Source organism: Flavobacterium mesophilum (genome assembly GCF_039581405.1).
Classification (GTDB): Bacteria; Bacteroidota; Bacteroidia; order Flavobacteriales; family Flavobacteriaceae; genus Flavobacterium.
On sequence record NZ_JBCPXZ010000010.1, the window covers coordinates 31432 to 51737 of the forward strand.

The 20306-nt window shown below is 32.6% G+C and carries 17 protein-coding genes and 1 tRNA gene; all 18 read left to right on the forward strand.

Annotated features, from left to right (window positions below; all coding sequences use genetic code 11):
• Positions 1-6: 6 nt before the first annotated feature.
• Positions 7-3705 carry a YobI family P-loop NTPase gene (locus AAYQ19_RS21755; RefSeq protein WP_343539318.1) on the forward strand — a complete coding sequence of 1233 codons (3699 nt, stop codon included), beginning with the start codon at positions 7-9 and terminating at the stop codon, positions 3703-3705.
• A gap of 60 nt (positions 3706-3765) precedes the next feature.
• Entirely contained in the window at positions 3766-4974 is a 1209-nt protein-coding gene (locus tag AAYQ19_RS21760; RefSeq protein WP_343539320.1) for an anhydro-N-acetylmuramic acid kinase, read from the forward strand.
• Positions 4975-5111: 137 nt separating this feature from the next.
• Entirely contained in the window at positions 5112-6683 is a 1572-nt protein-coding gene (locus AAYQ19_RS21765) for a glycoside hydrolase family 10-like protein (RefSeq protein WP_343539322.1), read from the forward strand.
• Positions 6670-8208, forward strand: coding sequence for an MFS transporter (locus AAYQ19_RS21770; protein ID WP_343539324.1), 1539 nt, complete (start codon positions 6670-6672; stop codon positions 8206-8208). Before AAYQ19_RS21765 ends, AAYQ19_RS21770 begins: the two co-directional genes overlap by 14 nt.
• A gap of 21 nt (positions 8209-8229) precedes the next feature.
• Positions 8230-8571 carry a hypothetical protein gene (locus tag AAYQ19_RS21775; protein ID WP_343539326.1) on the forward strand — a complete coding sequence of 114 codons (342 nt, stop codon included), beginning with the start codon at positions 8230-8232 and terminating at the stop codon, positions 8569-8571.
• Positions 8572-8730: 159 nt separating this feature from the next.
• Entirely contained in the window at positions 8731-9180 is a 450-nt protein-coding gene (locus tag AAYQ19_RS21780) for a GNAT family N-acetyltransferase (RefSeq protein WP_343539328.1), read from the forward strand.
• A 2-nt stretch (positions 9181-9182) separates the two neighbouring features.
• Positions 9183-10745, forward strand: a complete 1563-nt coding sequence (locus AAYQ19_RS21785) for a glycoside hydrolase family 3 protein (RefSeq protein ID WP_343539330.1) — start codon at positions 9183-9185, stop codon at positions 10743-10745.
• A gap of 173 nt (positions 10746-10918) precedes the next feature.
• Positions 10919-11557 carry a peroxiredoxin gene (locus AAYQ19_RS21790; protein WP_012024184.1) on the forward strand — a complete coding sequence of 213 codons (639 nt, stop codon included), beginning with the start codon at positions 10919-10921 and terminating at the stop codon, positions 11555-11557.
• 244 nt (positions 11558-11801) lie between these two features.
• Positions 11802-12110, forward strand: a complete 309-nt coding sequence (locus AAYQ19_RS21795) for a thioredoxin family protein (RefSeq protein WP_007805605.1) — start codon at positions 11802-11804, stop codon at positions 12108-12110.
• A 17-nt stretch (positions 12111-12127) separates the two neighbouring features.
• Positions 12128-12385, forward strand: a complete 258-nt coding sequence (locus AAYQ19_RS21800) for a DUF6952 family protein (RefSeq protein ID WP_008462029.1) — start codon at positions 12128-12130, stop codon at positions 12383-12385.
• A gap of 624 nt (positions 12386-13009) precedes the next feature.
• On the forward strand, positions 13010-13507 hold the full coding sequence (tpx, locus tag AAYQ19_RS21805) for a thiol peroxidase (RefSeq protein ID WP_343539348.1): 498 nt from the start codon (positions 13010-13012) through the stop codon (positions 13505-13507).
• Between the two features lie 14 nt (positions 13508-13521).
• Positions 13522-13896, forward strand: coding sequence for a diacylglycerol kinase (locus tag AAYQ19_RS21810; RefSeq protein WP_343539350.1), 375 nt, complete (start codon positions 13522-13524; stop codon positions 13894-13896).
• A gap of 15 nt (positions 13897-13911) precedes the next feature.
• Complete coding sequence (locus tag AAYQ19_RS21815; RefSeq protein WP_343539351.1) at positions 13912-16368, forward strand: DNA translocase FtsK; 2457 nt, start codon at positions 13912-13914, stop codon at positions 16366-16368.
• 52 nt (positions 16369-16420) lie between these two features.
• Positions 16421-17068: an outer membrane lipoprotein periplasmic chaperone LolA1 gene (lolA1, locus tag AAYQ19_RS21820; protein WP_510727478.1), complete on the forward strand. Its 648-nt coding sequence runs from the start codon at positions 16421-16423 to the stop codon at positions 17066-17068.
• Positions 17069-17076: 8 nt separating this feature from the next.
• Positions 17077-18531 carry an LptF/LptG family permease gene (locus AAYQ19_RS21825; RefSeq protein WP_343539355.1) on the forward strand — a complete coding sequence of 485 codons (1455 nt, stop codon included), beginning with the start codon at positions 17077-17079 and terminating at the stop codon, positions 18529-18531.
• A gap of 2 nt (positions 18532-18533) precedes the next feature.
• The gene (ribB, locus tag AAYQ19_RS21830) at positions 18534-19664 is read left to right on the forward strand and encodes a 3,4-dihydroxy-2-butanone-4-phosphate synthase (RefSeq protein ID WP_445709706.1); all 1131 of its coding nucleotides are present in this window, start codon (positions 18534-18536) and stop codon (positions 19662-19664) included.
• A gap of 3 nt (positions 19665-19667) precedes the next feature.
• Positions 19668-20066, forward strand: coding sequence for an acyl-CoA thioesterase (locus tag AAYQ19_RS21835; RefSeq protein ID WP_343539356.1), 399 nt, complete (start codon positions 19668-19670; stop codon positions 20064-20066).
• Between the two features lie 151 nt (positions 20067-20217).
• A tRNA-Ser gene (locus tag AAYQ19_RS21840) sits at positions 20218-20302 on the forward strand.
• Positions 20303-20306: the final 4 nt, after the last annotated feature.

Here is a 20306-nt window from a genome sequence, read left to right on the forward strand (position 1 = left end):
ATTATTATGAGAAAAAAAATACTTAATAAATTAGAACAAATAATTAATTGGTTAGAAAGATTACATAATAAAATTTCTCTAAATGATAATGCAAATGCACTTTATTCTTCACTTTCTCCCATTGATAACGGTGACGAAAATGGGCATTATTCAAAAGCTCTTTTATGGGCATTAAAAAACAGAAAAAAAGAGGATATCAAAAATATTGCATTAACTGGACCATATGGATCAGGAAAAAGCAGCATATTAAAAACTTTTCAAAAAAATTATAAAGGGAGAGATTTAAAATTTTTAAATATATCTCTAGCAACATTTGCAGAAGAAAAACCCAAATGTGACAAAAAAGGTAATAAAATAAAAACAGATAAAAACGAATTACTTAAACTTATAGAAATAAGCATTTTAGAACAAATATTTTATCATGAAAATGATAACAAAATTCCAGACTCACGATTTAAAAAAATAAAAAGCTATAGCTTTTGGCAATTATTTTTTTATTCCTTAGGCTATCTTATCTTGCTCATCTCACTCTTCGATTACTTCAATCCATATTTCATACAAAGTATTATTAAGGATGTTGCTATAAATAACACTCTTTGCGATTTTATATATTATATCGAAAGAGGAATTATTGCATTTGGATTATTTATTATCATATTAAAATCCTCAAGATTAATTAGTTCTATCACTATCAACAAACTTCAGATTCAGAATGCAGAAATTGGAATCGGTGAAAATTTAAACAAATCTATATTAAATCATCATATTGATGAGTTATTGTATTTTTTTTCTGCAAGGCCTTATAATGTTGTAATAATAGAAGATTTAGATAGATTCGAAGAAACTGAAATTTTTACAAAACTACGTGAACTTAATTTACTTTTAAACAATTCTAAAAAAACCAAGAAGAAAGAAATAGTTTTTATTTATGCTATAAGAGATAACATGTTTACAGATAAAGAAAGAACAAAATTTTTTGATTTCATAATCCCTGTAATTCCTGTAATTAATTCATCAAATTCTAATGAACTTTTATTTAAAAAAAGAAAATCTGCTAATTTTAATCTAAGCGATAGTTTAATTGAGGACATGTCTTTTTTCATAGATGATATGCGGTTACTAAATAACATATCGAATGAATTCTATTTGTATAAAGAAAAATTAAATGAAAATCTAAATCAAGATAAGTTATTTGCAATTATTACCTATAAAAATATCTATCCAACTGATTTTATGAAATTAAGTTATAATGAAGGATATCTATATGATGTATTCAACTCTAAAAATATTTATTTAAAAAGAGTTGTAAACGAAAAAGATATTGAAATTACTAAAAACAATGAAGATATTAAATACTATGAAAGTATATATATAAACAATGTCAAAGATTTAAGAAGACTGTATGTTTCAAGAATTGTTGAGAAATTATCAGGCTACAAATCTTTCGTGATAAATGATGAAACTATGTCAATTGAAGATGTAATTAAGGACGAAAACTTTGAATATTTAAAAAATGATAACTATAAATATCATCAAATGGTAATAGATGCTTATGGTAGAGATAATACAAGAGTAAAAAGTCTTGAATTTCATTTTCGTTCAATTGAAAAAGAAATAAATCCATCAAAATTATTTTTAGAACAAGAAACTGAGATCAGTGATATCCAAAATGGAAAAATAAACGCTTTAAAATCAAGAAATCAAGAATTAGAAAAACAAAAACAAAAAACAAGAAGTTCTAAAATTGGAGAATTATTAAGATCAAATGCAAATTCTGAAATACCTATAAATGAAAATCTTAATAAGAATTTTATTCTCACTTTACTTAGAAATGGGTATATAGGAGAAGATTACATTGATTATATTTCTTTATTCCATGAAGAAAGTATTAGCCGTTCAGATTATCAATTTCATATTAATATCAAGAATGAAACAAACCAATCATTCGATTACAAATTATATAAGATTGAAAAGTTAATTACAAAAATCAATATAAATGATTTTCAAACAGAGTATATTCTAAATTATAACTTAATGGATTTCTTATTAGCAAATGTTAGTAATTATACACAAGAAACAGAAAACATAATAAACAAATTGAAGGATGAATCTAAAGTTTCAATTGAATTTATTAAGGGGTATTGCGAATTTTCAGAACAAATAAAGGTTTTCACAAATCTACTTTCGAATAAATGGCCAAATATATGGAACTTCATAGAATCAAATCCTGATTTCTCTAATGAGTTAAAGAAAGCATTTTTTAAAAATATAATTGAATATTCAGACATAAAAGATATTCAAGAAATTTCTAAACAATCTTCTTTTAAACAAAATATTATATCTAATCCCTTATTTTTAAATATTAGTGATAACTGTAAACAATTAAAAAAGATAATTGAAACACTTCAAATATCTTTTGACAAAATTGATTTTGATAATTCCCCAGATGAAATGCTTAGTTTCATTTATGAAAATAGTTTTTACAAGATAAATACTGAAAATATAATTTCAATAATCAAAAAATTTGGAGAATTTAATCAAATTGAATTTGATAATGCAAATTTTTTTGCTATCAGAAATTCTAAAGCAGATAAATTGATCGGCTATATAGAGAAAAATCCAAACGAATACTTAGAAAAAATATTTTTTAATATTTCAACAAATGTGAATGAAGACGAAGAATCTTTTATAGAGTTAATCAATCATAAAAACATTAGTCACAAAAATAAAGAGTTTATTATTGAACAAGTAAAAACAAAAATTTCTCTGATCTCAAAAATCAGCGATTATAATTTAAAAACTTTGCTTCTCACAAAAAACAAAGTAATTCCAAAATGGGAAAATTTATTACACACATACAACACTCAAGATACTGACAAAGAAGATCTTGCCAAAGAAATTCCTGACTCAATTATATCTTATCTCAACATAATTGAGAATGCAGAAGAATTATCGAAAACTAAAATACCTAAAAATGAAAACAATGAATCTATATATAAAGTTTTTTGGAAAAAGTTAATTCAAATGGACAAAATAGAAAATAGGCCCTATGCCTTAATTTCTAAATCTAGTCCTTGGTGGTACAAGGATTTAAACTTAAATATCTTGTCAGAAGAGAAAATAAAATCACTAATAAACAATACGTGCATTCAACCAGTCGTTGAGAGTTTTAATAATGTGAAAGAAGCTCATAATGGTTTAAATATTTATTTATTTGAAAAACGAAAAATAGAATATTTCAAAATTCTTAATGAATTAACTTTTGATAGTGATGATTTAGAACTCGTACTTGAATCAACAATTTTAAACAATTCAGAAAAATATCAGGTTTTGAAAAATTGTCCCGAAGATATTATCATTACAAATAACAATTTAAAATTATTAAGTTCAATCTTAATAGAGGAAAATTCATTTGTAGTAAGTGACAACATATTAAAGTCTATTATAACAAATAACAAAGTACTTGTCTTAGAACGAATAAAATTATTTATTAAAAACTCGTCGAAATACAATATTGAATTTATCGAAAATTTTTTAAAGAATTTAGGAGGTGACTACTCGGATATTACTGATACAAAATTGAAAGCAAAAGTTCCAAAAAATCAAGAAAACCAAGAGCTTTTAAGTATACTTAAAAATAAAGGATATATTTCATCTGTTTCAATTCTTGACTCTCATTATAGAGTTAATCATAAAAGAAAGTAATATAATATTAGGAATAATAATTATTGTTTTTCTACATTAGAAAAAACATCAAAAAAAAAAATGAATAAAAACATATCCAACCTCTACAATATAGCCCAAAAAGAAACCCGAAAAATACTTGGCTTAATGTCTGGAACTTCGCTCGACGGACTTGATATTGCTTTGTGTGCGATTTCTGGTTCTGGTGAAAATACAGAGGTAAAAATTCTAGAATTTGAAACGATTTCTTATTCTGAAGACATTAAAAACGAAATCAGAAAAGTATTTGCTCAAAGAACAATCGATTTTCAGCATTTGGCTTTATTAAATGAATGGATCGGAATATTGCACAGTGGCATGATTAACGATTGTTTGAAAAAATGGAATATTTCGTCAAACGAAGTGGATTTAATTGCTTCTCACGGGCAAACGGTTTTACACGCTCCAAAGTTTTTGCATCAGCAGGAAAAATTTCCGAATGCGACTTTGCAAATTGGCGACGGTGATCATATTGCGGTAAAAACCGGAATTATCACACTTTCAGATTTCAGACAAAAACACGTTGCGGCGGGCGGTGAAGGCGCGCCTTTAGCAGTTTACGGCGATTATTTATTATTCGGAAAAAAAGGCGAAAACCGAATTATGCTCAACATGGGCGGCATCGGGAATTATACCTACCTCCCAGCCTCGCTAAACACTGAGGAAGTTTTTGTAACCGATACCGGAACTGCAAATACCTTAATCGATATTTTCACCAAACATTATTTTCCAGAAAAAAGTTACGATAAAAATGCTGAAATAGCGCGAAAAGGAACTGCAAATCAAGAACTTTTAAACGAACTTAAAAAAGATGATTTCTTCCAAAAAAGCTTCCCAAAATCAATTGGTCAAGAGCTTTTTAATTTCGATTTTGTACAATCGGCTTTAGTGAAATTGAATTTAGAGAATATTTCGGCATCAGATTTGCTGGCAACTTTAACTTGCTTAAGTGCTGAAACAATTGCCGAAGCGATTTATTTCAGCATAAAAAACACCCAAATTCCGGCTGAAGATTTTCATATTTATATGTCTGGAGGCGGAACAAATAATCCGTTGTTGGTAAAGTGGCTAAAGGAATTATTGCCTTGCCAGTTTCATACCAGCGACGATTTAGGCATTTTAAGCGATGCAAAAGAAGCGGTTTTATTTGCGCTTTTGGCGAATGAAACCGTTTCTGGAGGAAATTATAATTTCGGGAACAGCAAAGGAATTCCATCTGTAACAATGGGAAAGATTTCTTTTCCTGATTAAGAAAAAGTTGCCACGAATTACACTAATTGCACTAATTTTTGTTCTTAATTATTCTTTTAAAAAATAATTCGTGAAAATTCGTGTAATTCGTGGCAAAAACAAACTATTTTTGGCTCTTGTTAAAATAAACATTTGAAATGCATAAAAATCAGCTCTTAGTATTCACTTTTATCTATCTATTTCTTTTCTCTTCGGTTTCTAATGCGCAGGAAAAAACAATGCACCCAAAAAACGAATTCAGAGGAGTATGGATTGCAACCGTTGTGAATATTGACTGGCCAAAAACGGCAACTGATAATGTTGAAAAAGAAAAAGCCGATTATCTTGAAATTTTAGAAACGTATAAAAAACTGAATTACAATGCCGTAATCGTCCAGGTTAGAAGTGTAGGCGATGCAATTTATCCTTCTGATCTGGCGCCTTGGTCTCGATTTTTAACTGGAAAAGAAGGTTTGGCACCAAATCCATATTACGATGCATTGGCTTGGATGATCGAACAGGCACACAACAGAGGTTTTGAATTTCACGCTTGGCTGAATCCGTATCGTGCGACTTTTGATTTGAACAAAAACTTGCTAAGTCCTGGACATGATCTTTTCAAACATCCGGAATGGATGATCGAATATGGCGGAAAATACTATTACAATCCAGCTTTGCCAGAAGTTCAGGAACATTTGACAAAAGTCGTGAAAGAAGTCGTTGATAAATACGATATCGATGCGATTCATTTTGATGATTATTTTTATCCGTATGCCGTTCCTGGAAAAGTATTTAACGATTCGGCTTCATACAAAAAATATGGAGCAGGTTTAAGCCTTTCAGACTGGCGTCGGGCGAATGTGAGCAACTTTGTGCACACGATTTCTACAACAATTAAAGCAAGCAAACCTTGGGTTCAATTCGGAATCAGTCCGTTTGGGGTTTGGCGAAATAAATCTCAGGATCCAAGAGGTTCTGAAACACAATCTACTTCAAATTACGACGATTTATACGCTGATCCTGTTTTATGGATGGACCAAAAATGGATTGATTACATCTTGCCTCAATTGTATTGGAGCATGAACAATCCTAGAGCTTCTTACTCTAAATTAGTAAAATGGTGGTCTGAAAACTCTAATAATACTGCAATTTACATTGGTCATGCTACTTATAAAATTAGAGGAGATGGCGATAAAAGCTGGAATTTCATGACTGAAATACCAACCCAAATTGATTATTTACGAACTTTCAAAAATGTATCAGGAAGTGCTTATTTCAGTTCAAAATGGTTCATGGACAAAAACTTGGATGTGGTTCGCCATCTTGAAGAAAATCAATATAAATATCCTGCGCTTCCGGCGGCAGTTCCAAATTTAAAACGCGTTATTATTGATACGCCACAAGTTCTGGAATACAACAAAGACAGCATAAAATATACGTTTACAATCAAAAGTCCGCTGAATACAAAAGTGCGTTACATGGTGGTTTACGGAGGCGAAAATCCTTCAAAAATCGACATTGACGATGCTACAAAAATCGTTGAAAAGGTTACCGTAAAAGAAGTTGACGGAAAAATTACTTTTTCGATCGCGGGTGGAAAACTGAATCTTTACAAAGCTTGTGCTTTCACTTTTATTGACTATTTTGCCAACGAAAGCACGCCAAGTGCAATCGACTTAAAAAAGCCATTTAAAAACTATACACCAAATCAACCAAATGAAAATAGATAATAAACCTTGGTTCTGGATTCCGCTTCTTAATTTTGCTTCGGGATTGCCGTATGCTGTAATTATTTCCGTTTCGGTTTTAATGTACAAAAATCTCGGAATCAGCAATGAAGACATTGGTCTTTATACCAGTTTATTATATCTTCCTTGGGTTGTAAAACCACTTTGGAGTCCGTTTATTGAATTGACAGGAACCAAAAGAAAATGGTTTTTATCGATGCAATTGCTTATTTCGATTGCTTTTCTGTTAGTTGGATTCACAATTCCAACGAACGGATTTTTTATGATGACGCTTGCCATTTTTTGGGTTGCTGCTTTTGCTTCAGCTTCTAATGATATTGCGAGCGACGGCTTTTATTTATTGGTTTTACCAAAAGAACAGCAATCTTTTTTCCTCGGAATCAGAAGTACTTTTTACAGATTATCAATGCTGGCCGGAAACGGATTAATAGTACTTTTTGCAGGATATTTAGAACATAAATATGGCGACAACACAAAAGCATGGTCGTACACGATGATTTGTGTTGGGTTATTAATGACTTTTATTACGCTTTACAATTTTATTTTTACACCAAAAAATGAAATCAATCCTGCTGAAAACAAAGAAGCTCATCATCAGAACTTCGCAACTATATTCATCAGTTTTTTCAAGAAAAAACAAATTGCCGTCGTTTTAATCTTCATTCTTATATTTAGATTAGGAGAATCACAGCTATTAAAAATGCTGACTCCGTTCTTAATTGACCCTATTAAATATGAATTAGTAGAAACAAGTTCTGATCTAAATGAAAACAAAGCTTTAGAAATATTTAATACAAAAGTAAAAGCTGGCATAAAGCTTGAAAAATCAGAATTAGAGTTATTATATTCAAAATTACCCGTTGTAGTTGAAAACAGAAAGGGCAAAAAAGCTTTAGCAGAAACGTTGCCTAAAAAAAATGAAGAATACAAAAAAGTAAATGAAGCAAGAATTACTTTTATTGATGGATTGATTTCAAAAAATGGAAATCAAAAAACAATTCAAGTAGGCGGTATGGGACTTGACACTGAAGATGTTGGTTTAATATATGGGACTTTCGGATTAATTGCTTTAACTATTGGAGGAATTTTAGGCGGAATCGCAATATCAAAACAAGGGCTTACAAAATGGATGTTTCCAATGTTTCTTGCCATGCACCTTCCAATTTTAGGATTTATTTTATTGGCTTTCTTTCATCCTTCATCAATTTATTACATTTATGCCGTTGTAATTTTAGAACAATTCGGATACGGTTTTGGATTTACAGGATTTATGATGTATTTAATTCATGTTGCAGAAGGAGAATCAAAAACAGCACATTATGCACTGGCAACCGGTTTTATGGCATTAGGAATGATGCTTCCGGGAATGTTAAGCGGTTATATACAAAAATATTTAGGATATGGAAACTTCTTTATCTGGGTTTTCATAGCCACAATTCCAGGTCTTATTTTATCACGTTTTTTAATTTTCCCGAAAGATTTTGGGAAAAAATCAGAAGAAGTTTAACCCCCAAATCAAACTTTACCTATGGAAATCAATGAAAATTTGCAGGCCGAACGCAACCTAAAAGGAGCTGAGTTCGAAAAAAACGGAAATCTTGAAAAAGCTATTGAATTGTATGAGGAAAATGTCGCGGAAGGCTTTAAAGGAAATCATCCTTATGATCGATTAGCAACGATCTACAAAAACCAAAACGATCTCGAAAATGAAATCCGAGTTTTGGAAAAAGCAATTGTGGTTTACGAAATAATCACGATTGAAGATCGTTTAGAAGGATTACCAAAACTTTTCCGTTTCAAAAACCGATTGGAAAAAGCAATTGAGACTAAAAAACAATTAGCGAAACAGAAGAAAGCAAAACTGAAATAAAATATCTTTTTAAACACTAGAAACATAGATTTTTTGTTTGAAAAGAATAAAAGAGAAACTCGTTTCTCAACACCTAGTAAACGTTTGGCAGCTTTGTCATAGTTTTAAACTTTGACAAAGCTTTGCGCAAAGATGTCAAAGAAACAAAAGCAATAAATCATGAATACAATAAAACGCACTAATTCAGACGATATCGATTTTAAAAATCTGGTTGTTTTATTAGATCAGGATTTAGCGATTAGAGATGGTGAAGATCATGCATTTTACAATCAGTTTAATAAAACCGATAAAATAAAACACACTATCGTTTATTACGAAAATGACATTCCCGTTGGCTGTGGCGCTTTTCGCGAAAAAGAACCAGGAACAACAGAAATCAAACGAATGTATGTTCATCCTGATCACCGAAAAAAAGGAATTGCATCGGCGGTTTTAAACGAATTGGAAATCTGGGCGAAAGAAGTTGGTTATACTTATACCATTCTTGAAACTGGAAAAAACCAGCCAGAAGCGATCAACTTATATCAAAAATTACAATATACTATAATTCCAAATTATCCACCTTACGAGGAAATGGATAATAGTGTTTGCATGAAAAAGACTTTATAATAATGAAAATCACAGCCGAAGCATTACGACAAAAAATAGGACAATTTTTCTTTCCAGCAGTATTCATCAACGATACCGAAGAAAATATTCAAGAAACGGAAAAACTTATTAGAGAACATAATATTGGAGGATTGACGTTTTTCCATAGTCGTGCGAGTGCTGCAACGAATTACGAAAGCAAGAAAAAAGTAGTCTTCAACGACGACAGCTACGAAAAAATCAAAGCGTTGATTGTTCGTTATCAAAAAGTCGCTTCTACTCCACTTTTAATCAGCATTGATGCCGAATGGGGCTTGGCAATGCGAATTGAAAAAACACCGCAATATCCGTATGCGATTACACTTGGCGCTTTGCCGGAAAACAAATCAAGTTTGATTTACGAAGTTGGAAAACAAATTGGTTTAGATTTAAAAGCCACTGGAATTCAGTATAATTTATCCCCTTTGGCAGACATCAACAACAATCCAAACAATCCTGTTATTGGCTATCGTTCTTTTGGTGAAAACAAAGAAAAAGTGGCCGATTTTGCTGTTGAATATTTAAAAGGAATGTCAGAAGTTGGTGTTTTAGGTTGTCTGAAACATTTTCCAGGACACGGAAATACGAATGTTGATTCGCATTTAGGTTTGCCTGTTTTAAAAGAAACTTTAGAAGAATTATTAGAAAACGAATTATATCCATTCATTAAAGGAATCGAAAACAATGTCGATTCGATTATGATTGGGCATTTGGCTGTTCCGAGTTTAAATGACGGAAAAGATACTTCTGCAACTTTATCGAAAGCAGTTATTCAAGATCTTTTGCGTGATAAATTAGGTTACGATGGTTTAGTAATTTCTGATGCTTTAAACATGCACAGCGTTTCTAAATTGTACGAAACAAAAGGACAATTAGAATGGGAAGCTTTCAACGCTGGAAATGACGTTTTATGTTTCGCTGAAAATGTTCCGGAAGGAATTGAAGCGATCTATAAAAATGCCTCGCCAGATCGCATTTTTGAAAGTTATAACCGAATCATGAAAGCCAAAGAAAAAGCAGGAATTCTTTCTGGAAACACTGCTATTTCAGGCGAATTAAACTTTGAAAAAACATCAGAATTAAATCTTGAAATTGCTCAAAATGCAATCACAAAAATCATTGATAACAGAATTTCAGATTTAGCTCTTGAAGCGCAGAAAAACAACAAATTAGCCAAACTGAGCTTATATAAAAATACCGAAAATACATTTTTCAAAACTTTAAACTCAAAATTCCCTTCACCTGAATTTGCTTTTGAAAGTTTAGAAACTTCCGACATTTCAACTATTAAAAATGAATTAGAAAATTTCGAAACAATCATCATTTCATTATTTGTTCCGAAAGCAAAACCGCTGAATAATTTTGAAGTAAACGATGAAGTTTTCAAACTGCTTTCTGATTTATTGCAAACCAAAAAATGCATTGTTTACATTTTCGGAAATCCGTACGTTTTGCCATTAATTCCGAATCTAAAAAAGGCTTCAGGATTAATTCAGGCGTATCAAGATTTTGAAGAATTTCAAAAAACAGCAGGAATTCATTTTTAGAAAAAAATAATTTCTCAGGCGTTTTACCCGTAAACATTGACATTCAGTAAATTACAGTTCAAAATAGTCAAAATTTATCAACTTATAAATTTTTATAATCACATCTTATTGTAACTACCTGTACTTATGCCCTACTTTTGCAGCAAATAAATATTTAACGTAAAACGAAAATTATGTCTTTAGTAGGAAAAAAATTCCCAAGTATTGCAGTAGATGCTATCTCAGAAATGGGTGACAATTTAAAAATCAACATTTTTGAAGAAGCAGTAAACAACAATAAAAAAGTACTTTTATTCTGGTATCCAAAAGATTTTACTTTTGTATGTCCAACTGAATTACACGCCTTTCAAGCTGCATTACCAGAATTCGAAAAAAGAAATACTATCGTAATTGGTGCTTCTTGCGACACAAACGAAGTTCACTTTGCTTGGTTAAATACTCCAAAAAACAATGGTGGAATCGAAGGTGTTACTTACCCAATCTTAGCAGATACAAACCGTAACTTAGCTAACATTTTAGGTATTCTTGATATCGAATCTACAAGCTATAGCGAAGATACAGATTCAGTTATTATCGAAGGTTCAAACGTAACTTACAGAGCTACTTACCTAATCGACGAAACTGGAAAAATTTTCCACGAAAGCGTAAACGATATGCCATTAGGACGTAACGTAAACGAATACTTAAGAATGGTTGACGCTTACACGCACATCCAAACTAAAGGTGAAGTTTGTCCTGCAAACTGGGAAGCTGGTAAAGAAGCAATGTCTGCTGACAGAATCAGTACTGCTGAATACTTAAGCGCAAACTAATTCTTTTTAAGGTTCTGAGGTTCTAAGATACTAAGGTGCTAAGCTTTTTACTTAACTTTTGAAACTTAAAATACAATTCTACAATATAGTTATCAGGTTCTCAGATTAACACTTAGAATCTTAGAACCTTGATAACTTTAAATCTCAAAAAATAATTTTAACGTTAAGTCATTTTATGGACTAAGGGCTAAAAAACTTAGAACCTTAGCACCTCAGCGACTTAGCACCTTAAAAAATAAAAATTATGTTAATCGACTTAAACGAAGATACGTTAGCAGATTTAGTTGCTAAAAACGAAAAAGTAGTAGTACAATATTCAGCTTCATGGTGTGGAAATTGCCGTATTATGAAACCAAAATTCAAAAAATTAGCAACAGAAAATGAAGCTATCACTTTTGTTTTGGTTGATGCAGAAAATTCTCCTGAATCAAGAAAATTAGCAAACGTAAGCAACTTGCCTACTTTCGCTACTTTCGTAAACGGACAATTAGTTGGCGAAACTCAAACTAACAAACAAGAAGTTCTAATTGATTTAGTAAACGCAATTGCTTAATTCATAAACTCCACAACATGAAATTACCAGTAATTAAGCATTTAACGCAATTCATCGAAGAAAACGATCAGGATTATATCATCGAAACGATCGAAGTTCTTGAAGCGATGACCGAAATTCCTTCTCTTAAGGATGAAGAATTAGACGTAATCGGCGAATTGATTTCAAATATGTACGGCGCCCTTGAAGTTCAAAAATTGGTTGCTCAAGGAACAGACAAAAAAGAAGCTCTAAATACGTTCATGAAACGTGTTTTAGGCTCTATCGATAAATAATCGAGCCTCTTTTTCAAAGAAAAAACAAAAAAACATGACTGAGAAAGCGTTTCTAATTGGAGACGCTTTTTTTTGTTTTAATGAATTCTAAAATAATAAGGGCGAGCCACCATTAGAAAAAGGGGCTAAATCTACTTTGTCTACATCAGCCCCTTTCCCTAATGCTGTCGGGCTATCCGCGCTACTTCGGTAGCTTGCTCCTATCCCTCTCGCGAGTAAACGTTTCCAATAGACTTCGCTGGTTCAGCGCTACCTAAAAAAGAAAAAAATCAATTGCCTCTAGCTTTAGCTGGGGGTGTACAAATAAGTCCCGAAAAGGGCTTTAGCCAAATGCACAGGTTTTGGCTAAAGCCCTTTCTTTCATCTACAAAACCTCCAGCTAAAGCTGGAGGCAATTGAAAGCTGAACTTTGTCAAAGTTGAATCTAAAGTGTAAAATCAAAAGAACAATATACTCTCAAAATTTTAGTTATCATTAAAAATAATCTACCAAAATAAATCACAAATTCGTGAATACGCGACCACTCCAAAACCACAATTAATCTCTCCTTAAACCCTTAACAAATACTTTTAGATTCAAATATTAATCCTTACTTTTGAACCTCATTAATTTTAATCAAAAATCATGGCATCTATCACATTAGGAGGAAATCCAGTTCATACATCAGGCGAATTGCCAGCTGTTGGGTCACAATTAGCTGACTTTAAATTAGTTCAAAACGACTTATCAGTTGCTTCATTGAGCACTTTCGCTGGTAAAAAATTAGTTTTAAACATCTTCCCAAGTGTTGATACAGGAACTTGTGCAACATCTGTTAGAAAATTCAATGCAAGTGCAAGCGGATTAGATAACACAACTGTTTTATGTATTTCTAGAGATTTACCATTCGCTCAAAAACGTTTTTGTGGTGCTGAAGGTTTAGAAAATGTAGTAAACTTATCAGACTTTCAAACTGGTGCTTTCGGAAAAGCAAACGGATTAGAAATTGTTGACGGACCTTTAGCAGGTTTACACTCAAGAGCAATCATTGTTGTTGATGCTAGCGGAAAAGTTCTTCACACAGAACAAGTTGCAGAAATTGCAAACGAACCAAATTACGAAGCAGCTTTAGCAGCACTATAATATTTTCCTCTAAAATGGAGTTTCAAAAAGACAATACTTTTGTTTCAGGTCGTTTAAAAAGTGTTACATATGCTTTTAAAGGAGCTGTAAAATTAATAAAAACAGAACACAGCATTATGGTTCAATTCTCATTGGGAATTATCATGACTATTGCTGGATTCTATTTTCACATTTCACAAACCGAATGGCTATGTCAAACCTTAGCCATCGGTTTAGTTTTAGCTATTGAAGGATTAAACACGGCAGTTGAAAAAATTGCTGATTTTATTCATCCGGATTACAGCAGACGAATCGGATTTATTAAAGATATTGCTGCCGGAGCGGTATTTTTTGCTGCAATGACTGCAATAGCGATTGGCTTAATTATTTATCTCCCAAAATTTATATAGGCAAGGAACGCAAGAATGGCAAAAACAAAAAAAGAAACTGCAGACAAAAAAACCGAATCAAAAGTCGAAGGTATTAGGTCCCGAAAATTAACCAAACAACAAAAGTTTGTTCTGGGATGTCTTTTGATACTCTTTTCAATCGCATTACTGGTTGCGTTTATTTCGTTTTACGTTAACGGACAATGGCAGGCAGACCAAAGTGCTGTTGATAGTCTAGGAAATCGCGATGAAGTGGTTCAAAATTGGCTCGGAAAATTCGGAGCTTATCTTGCTGATCTTATCGTTTATCGAGGTTTCGGAATCGCATCTTTCATTTTTGTCCGTCTATTTTTCTTAACCGGATTATTTTTAGCATTGGAACTTTCGACCAAAAAGCTGAAAAATACTTGGTTTTGGGACTTATTTGCCTTGATTGTCGTTTCTATCCTTTTTGGATTTTTCGCCACATCAGCACCAGAATTGGGTGGAACAATTGGCTATGAATTAAATCTTTTCCTTCAGGATTATATCGGAAAAACAGGAACTTTATTAACCTTGCTTTTCGGACTGATCGTTTATTTGATTTTCAAAATAAAAGTATCACCTGAAAAAATTCAATCGTATTTTGATTCAACAAAAAAGGAGTTCAATTCTGAATTAGAATCAATAAAACCAATTCAACCGCAACAGCCACAACAGCCCGAAAGCGCTTATAATTTAGAAGAATTTGCAATTGAAGAAGAAGATCCTGAATTAGACAATATTCATCTAAAAACGGTTGATTCTCAATTCGAAATCAACAAAGAAGCTTTAAAACCAACGATTTCTCACGCTTCTGAAATTGAGTTAAATCCCGTTTTAAAGCCAATTACTCCAAAACAAGAACTACCATTAGTTTCTCCTGACGAAGCTTTTGTGATTGAAAAATCAGAAGAAGAAGATATTATCGAAGAAAATCTGGCTTCTCGCCTAGTTGCCGATTTCGGATTATTTGACCCTACTTTGGATTTATCCAATTACAAATTCCCAACCATCGATTTATTAAAAGAATATTCGACTGGCGGTATTACCATCAATCAGGAAGAATTAGAAGAAAATAAAAACAAAATTGTAGATACACTTCGCAACTACAAAATTGAAATTGCTCAAATCAAAGCAACTGTTGGTCCATCGGTAACTTTATATGAAATTGTTCCAGAAGCTGGAATCAGAATTTCAAAAATTAAGAGTTTAGAAGATGATATAGCCTTGTCATTATCAGCATTAGGAATTCGTATTATTGCGCCAATTCCAGGAAAAGGAACTATCGGTATCGAGGTTCCGAACAAAAACCCAACTATGGTTTCCATGAAGAGCGTTATTGGAGCTGCGAAGTTCCAAGAAGCTGAAATGGAATTGCCAATTGCTTTAGGAAAAACAATTTCTAACGAAACTTTTGTTGTCGATTTAGCCAAAATGCCTCACTTATTGATGGCGGGTGCCACAGGACAAGGAAAATCGGTTGGATTGAATGCGGTTTTGACATCACTTTTGTATAAAAAGCATCCAGCCGAAGTAAAATTTGTTTTGGTTGATCCGAAAAAAGTAGAGCTTACGCTTTTCAACAAAATTGAAAGACATTATTTAGCCAAACTTCCAGATACAGAAGATGCTATTATAACCGATAACGCCAAAGTTGTCAACACTTTAAATTCGCTTTGTACTGAAATGGACAATCGTTATTCTTTATTAAAAGACGCGATGGTTCGTAATATTAAAGAATACAACGAAAAATTCAGATCAAGAAAATTAAATCCAGAGGCCGGTCATCGATTTTTACCTTATATCGTTTTGGTTGTCGATGAGTTCGCCGATTTAATTATGACGGCTGGAAAAGAAGTCGAAATCCCGATTGCACGTTTGGCCCAACTTGCTCGTGCTATTGGTATTCACTTAATTATCGCTACGCAAAGACCTTCTGTAAACGTCATTACAGGTTTGATCAAAGCCAATTTCCCTGCCAGAATTGCCTTTAGAGTAACATCTAAAATTGACTCAAGAACGATTTTGGATACTCAGGGTGCCGATCAATTAATTGGACGAGGAGATTTATTATATACTAATGGAAACGACGTAGTGCGTGTTCAATGTGCATTTATTGATACGCCAGAGGTCGAAAAAATTACGGATTTTATTGGCGGACAAAAAGCTTATGCCACGGCATATCTGCTTCCAGAATTTATTGGAGAAGAAACTGGCATCAATCTTGATATAGATATTTCCGAAAGAGATTCCTTGTTTAGAGAAGCTGCGGAGATTATTGTCAACGCACAGCAAGGTTCTGCTTCATTACTGCAAAGAAAATTAAAATTGGGTTACAACAGAGCCGGACGATTGATCGATCAATTGGAAGCTGCCGGAATTGTTGGTCCTTTTGAAGGCAGTAAAGCTCGAAGTGTGAACATTCTAGATTTAAGTGCTCTTGATCAATTTTTTAATAATGAACAAAATTAACCCCATCATGAAAACGAAAATTCAGGAAATCAGAAACAATTCTATCACTAACATGACTAAAAAGTGTCTTCAATTTGCAACAATTTTGCTTTTGAGCTTCACTTCTATTCAGGCTCAGGATAAAAAAGCCAAAGATTTATTGAACGAAGTGACAGCTAAAATAAAAAGCTACGACAACATTGTTATTGACTTTAAATATTCTTTGAATAATGCTAAAGAAAATATCAATCAAGATAGCAAAGGAAATGTAACCATGAAAGGGAATCAATACGTATTGAATTTCATGGGTGTCACTAAAATTTTCGACGGCCAAAAAACATACACTATTGTTCCTGAAGACGAAGAAGTTACTGTTTCCAAAGTAAATGAAAAGGACGATAACGCCATTACGCCTTCAAAAATGCTTACTTTCTTTAATTCTGGATACAAATACAACATGGATATTGTTCAAAATGTAAAAGGAAGAAAAATCCAGTATATCAAATTAGTTCCGACAACAGGAAAAGACCAAAGAAAAGAAATTCTTTTAGGTATTGACGTTCAAACAAAACACATCTATAATTTGATTGAAACTGGAAAAAACGGAACAAAAACAACTTTAACCGTTAATTCTTTTAAAACCAATCAACCATTATCAAAAAATCAATTTACCTTTGTAGCGAGCAAATATCCAAAATACTACATCAACAAATTAGATTAATTACAAGGTTGAAAATTTTAGACAAATACTTACTAAAAACATTTCTGATTACATTTGCTACGGTATTTGTAATCCTTTTTTTTATATTCATACTTCAAACAGTCTGGCTTTTTATTGCAGAACTTGCAGGTAAAGATTTGGATTTGATATTGGTTATAAAATTCCTATTATTCTCAATGCCAAGGATTATTCCGTTAGTTTTGCCACTATCGGTATTGTTGGCTTCGATTATGTCTTTTGGGAATTTAGCGGAGAACTATGAGTTTGCCGCTATGAAATCTTCCGGAATCTCACTGCAAAGAGCAATGCGTATCCTAATCGTATTCATCTTTGTTTTAAGTATAGTTGCTTTTTGGTTTGCAAACAATGTAATTCCTTATGCAGAATACAAGTTTATTAATTTCCGTAAAAACATTGCTCAAGCTAAACCTGCAATGGCAATTGCCGAAGGACAATTTAACGATGTTGGATTTTACAATATCAAGGTAAATAAAAAATCAGGAGAAAACGGAAACATCTTAACAGGGGTTACAATTCATGAAAAAAGCAATACTATTGGTGAAAACAAAACTGTTATCAAAGCCAAACACGGCAGATTAATTAGTAATGAAAAATCCAGTATTTTAAAATTGGTTTTAAATGACGGCTATTATTACCAAGATGTTACACCAAAAAAATACGAAGATCGTGCAAAAGTCCCTTTTGTAAAAGCTGCTTTTAAAAAGCAAATCATCAATATCGACTTGTCTGAACTAAATAAAGTTGATGAAGATAAAGAAAGTGTAAACAGCACAAACGGTATGCTGAATGTCAGCGAATTGCGCTATACTTTAGATTCTTTAAACAAAAATCTAGACAATGAGATAATTTCGTTTTCAGAAAATATCAATCAGCGTGTGGGAATCAAAAAAATTCCGATCCCGATTAAAACTGACATAAAGAAAAAACCAATGCCTAATGATCTTTTGTCTTTATATACAACAAAACAAAAGCTAGACATTCTAAAAATGGCTAACAGCAATGTATCCAGCAATGTCTACTCAATCGAAGCAACTCAAAAAGATTTAAAAGATAAACAACGCGAAATCAACAAACACCTTAGTGCATTGTACGAGAAGTTCGTAATTGCTTTCGCTTGCTTTTTAATGTTTTTCATTGGAGCTCCTTTGGGCGCGATCATCCGCAAAGGCGGATTGGGATTGCCTATTGTATTCGCAGTTTTGATTTTTATTACTTTCCACTTTATAAATACCTTTGGAAAAAGACTTTCGCAAGAAGGCGGTATGACTCCTTTTTTAGGATCATGGATGTCATCTTTTATATTATCGCCATTAGCAATTTTATTGACTTATCGTGCAACAAACGACAATGGTCTAATAAATTTTGATGCGATTACGACACCGATTTCTCAAGCATTTCAGAAAATTTCTGAGCGATTTTTTCCCGCTCAAAACAAACAATAATTATGTCAGCAAAAATACAACTAAATACCATTGAAGAAGCTATAGAAGATATTCGTCAAGGTAAAGTAATCATTGTAGTCGATGATGAAGATCGTGAAAATGAAGGTGATTTTTTGGCAGCTGCTGAAAAAGTGACGCCAGAAATGATCAACTTTATGGCTACACACGGACGCGGATTAATTTGTACACCACTTACAGAAAGCCGTTGCAAAGAACTTGATTTGCGTGCCATGGTAACCAACAATACAGATCATATGGAAACTGCCTTTACAGTTTCTGTGGATTTGAAAGGAAATGGAGTTACAACAGGTATTTCTGCAGCCGACCGATCAAAAACAGTTCAATCATTAGTTGATCCAAATACAAAACCACACGACTTAGCACGTCCTGGACATATTTTCCCTTTAATTGCAAAACAAGGTGGTGTTTTAAGAAGAACTGGGCATACCGAAGCCGCAATTGATTTTGCACGATTAGCCGGATTTAAGCCTGCTGGAGTTATCTGCGAAATTTTAAATGAAGACGGAACAATGTCTCGTTTGCCTCAACTTATCGAAGTAGCGAAAAAATTCGATTTAAAATTAGTTTCGATTGAAGATTTAGTTGCCTACAGAATGCAACACGACAGCTTGATTGTTAAAAAAGAAGATTTTGATATTGAAACTCGCTTTGGAACATTCAGATTGAGAGCTTACGAGCAGACTACAAACAAGCAAATTCATATTGCGCTAACAAAAGGAACATGGAATTTAGGAGAACCAATCTTAACTAGAATCCACTCTTCGCAGGTTAATAATGATTTACTTGGTACTTTAACAAATAATGCTGAACAGCAATTAGATGATATGTTTAAAGTTATTAATGAAAATGGCAAAGGCGCTATAATTTTCATTAATCAAGATATGACTGCTGTTAATCTTTTAAATAGAATTTCTGAGTTGAAAGCCTTACAATCACAGGGAACATTAAAAGCTCCAAAAGTGATTATTGACAGCAAAGATTACGGAATTGGAGCTCAAATTCTGCATGATATTGATATTTCAAAAATTAGATTAGTTTCAAATACACAACAAACAAAACGTGTTGGAATGATTGGTTACGGCCTTGAAATTACAGAGTACGTAAACTACTAATTTATGGGAACAATTGAAGAAAGAATTATAAAGTCTGAAACACGAATTTTTAAAGCCGTTTTTCCAAGTACAACGAATCATTATGATACTTTATTTGGAGGAACTGCGCTTCATCTAATGGATGAAGTTGCTTTTATTTGCGCAACGCGTTTCAGTCGTAAAAAAGTAGTAACGATTTCAACTGGTCAAATCGACTTTAAAAAAGCAATTCCGGCTGGAACTTTAATCGAATTAGTAGCAAAAGTTGTTAGTGTTGGAAATACAAGTTGCAAAATTCACGTCGATATTTTTATGGAACAAATGTACTCTGAACTTCGCGAAACTGTAGTTTCAGGAACTTTTTCATTTGTTGCAGTTGATGAAAACAAGAAATCGGTGCCTATTTTAGATCATTTAGAATAATTTTTTGAAAAATCTCATTTTCGGAAATATTGATAATTAGACACTTGAGAATTATTTAAAAAAACTTGAAAAATAATTCCAAAAAAAGTTTTGATAACCGAAAAACCGTCTTATATTTGCACCCGCAATCAGACAATGAGAGCAACATACTGGAGAAATGGCAGAGCGGTCGAATGCGGCAGTCTTGAAAACTGTTGACTGTAACAGGTCCGGGGGTTCGAATCCCTCTTTCTCCGCTGA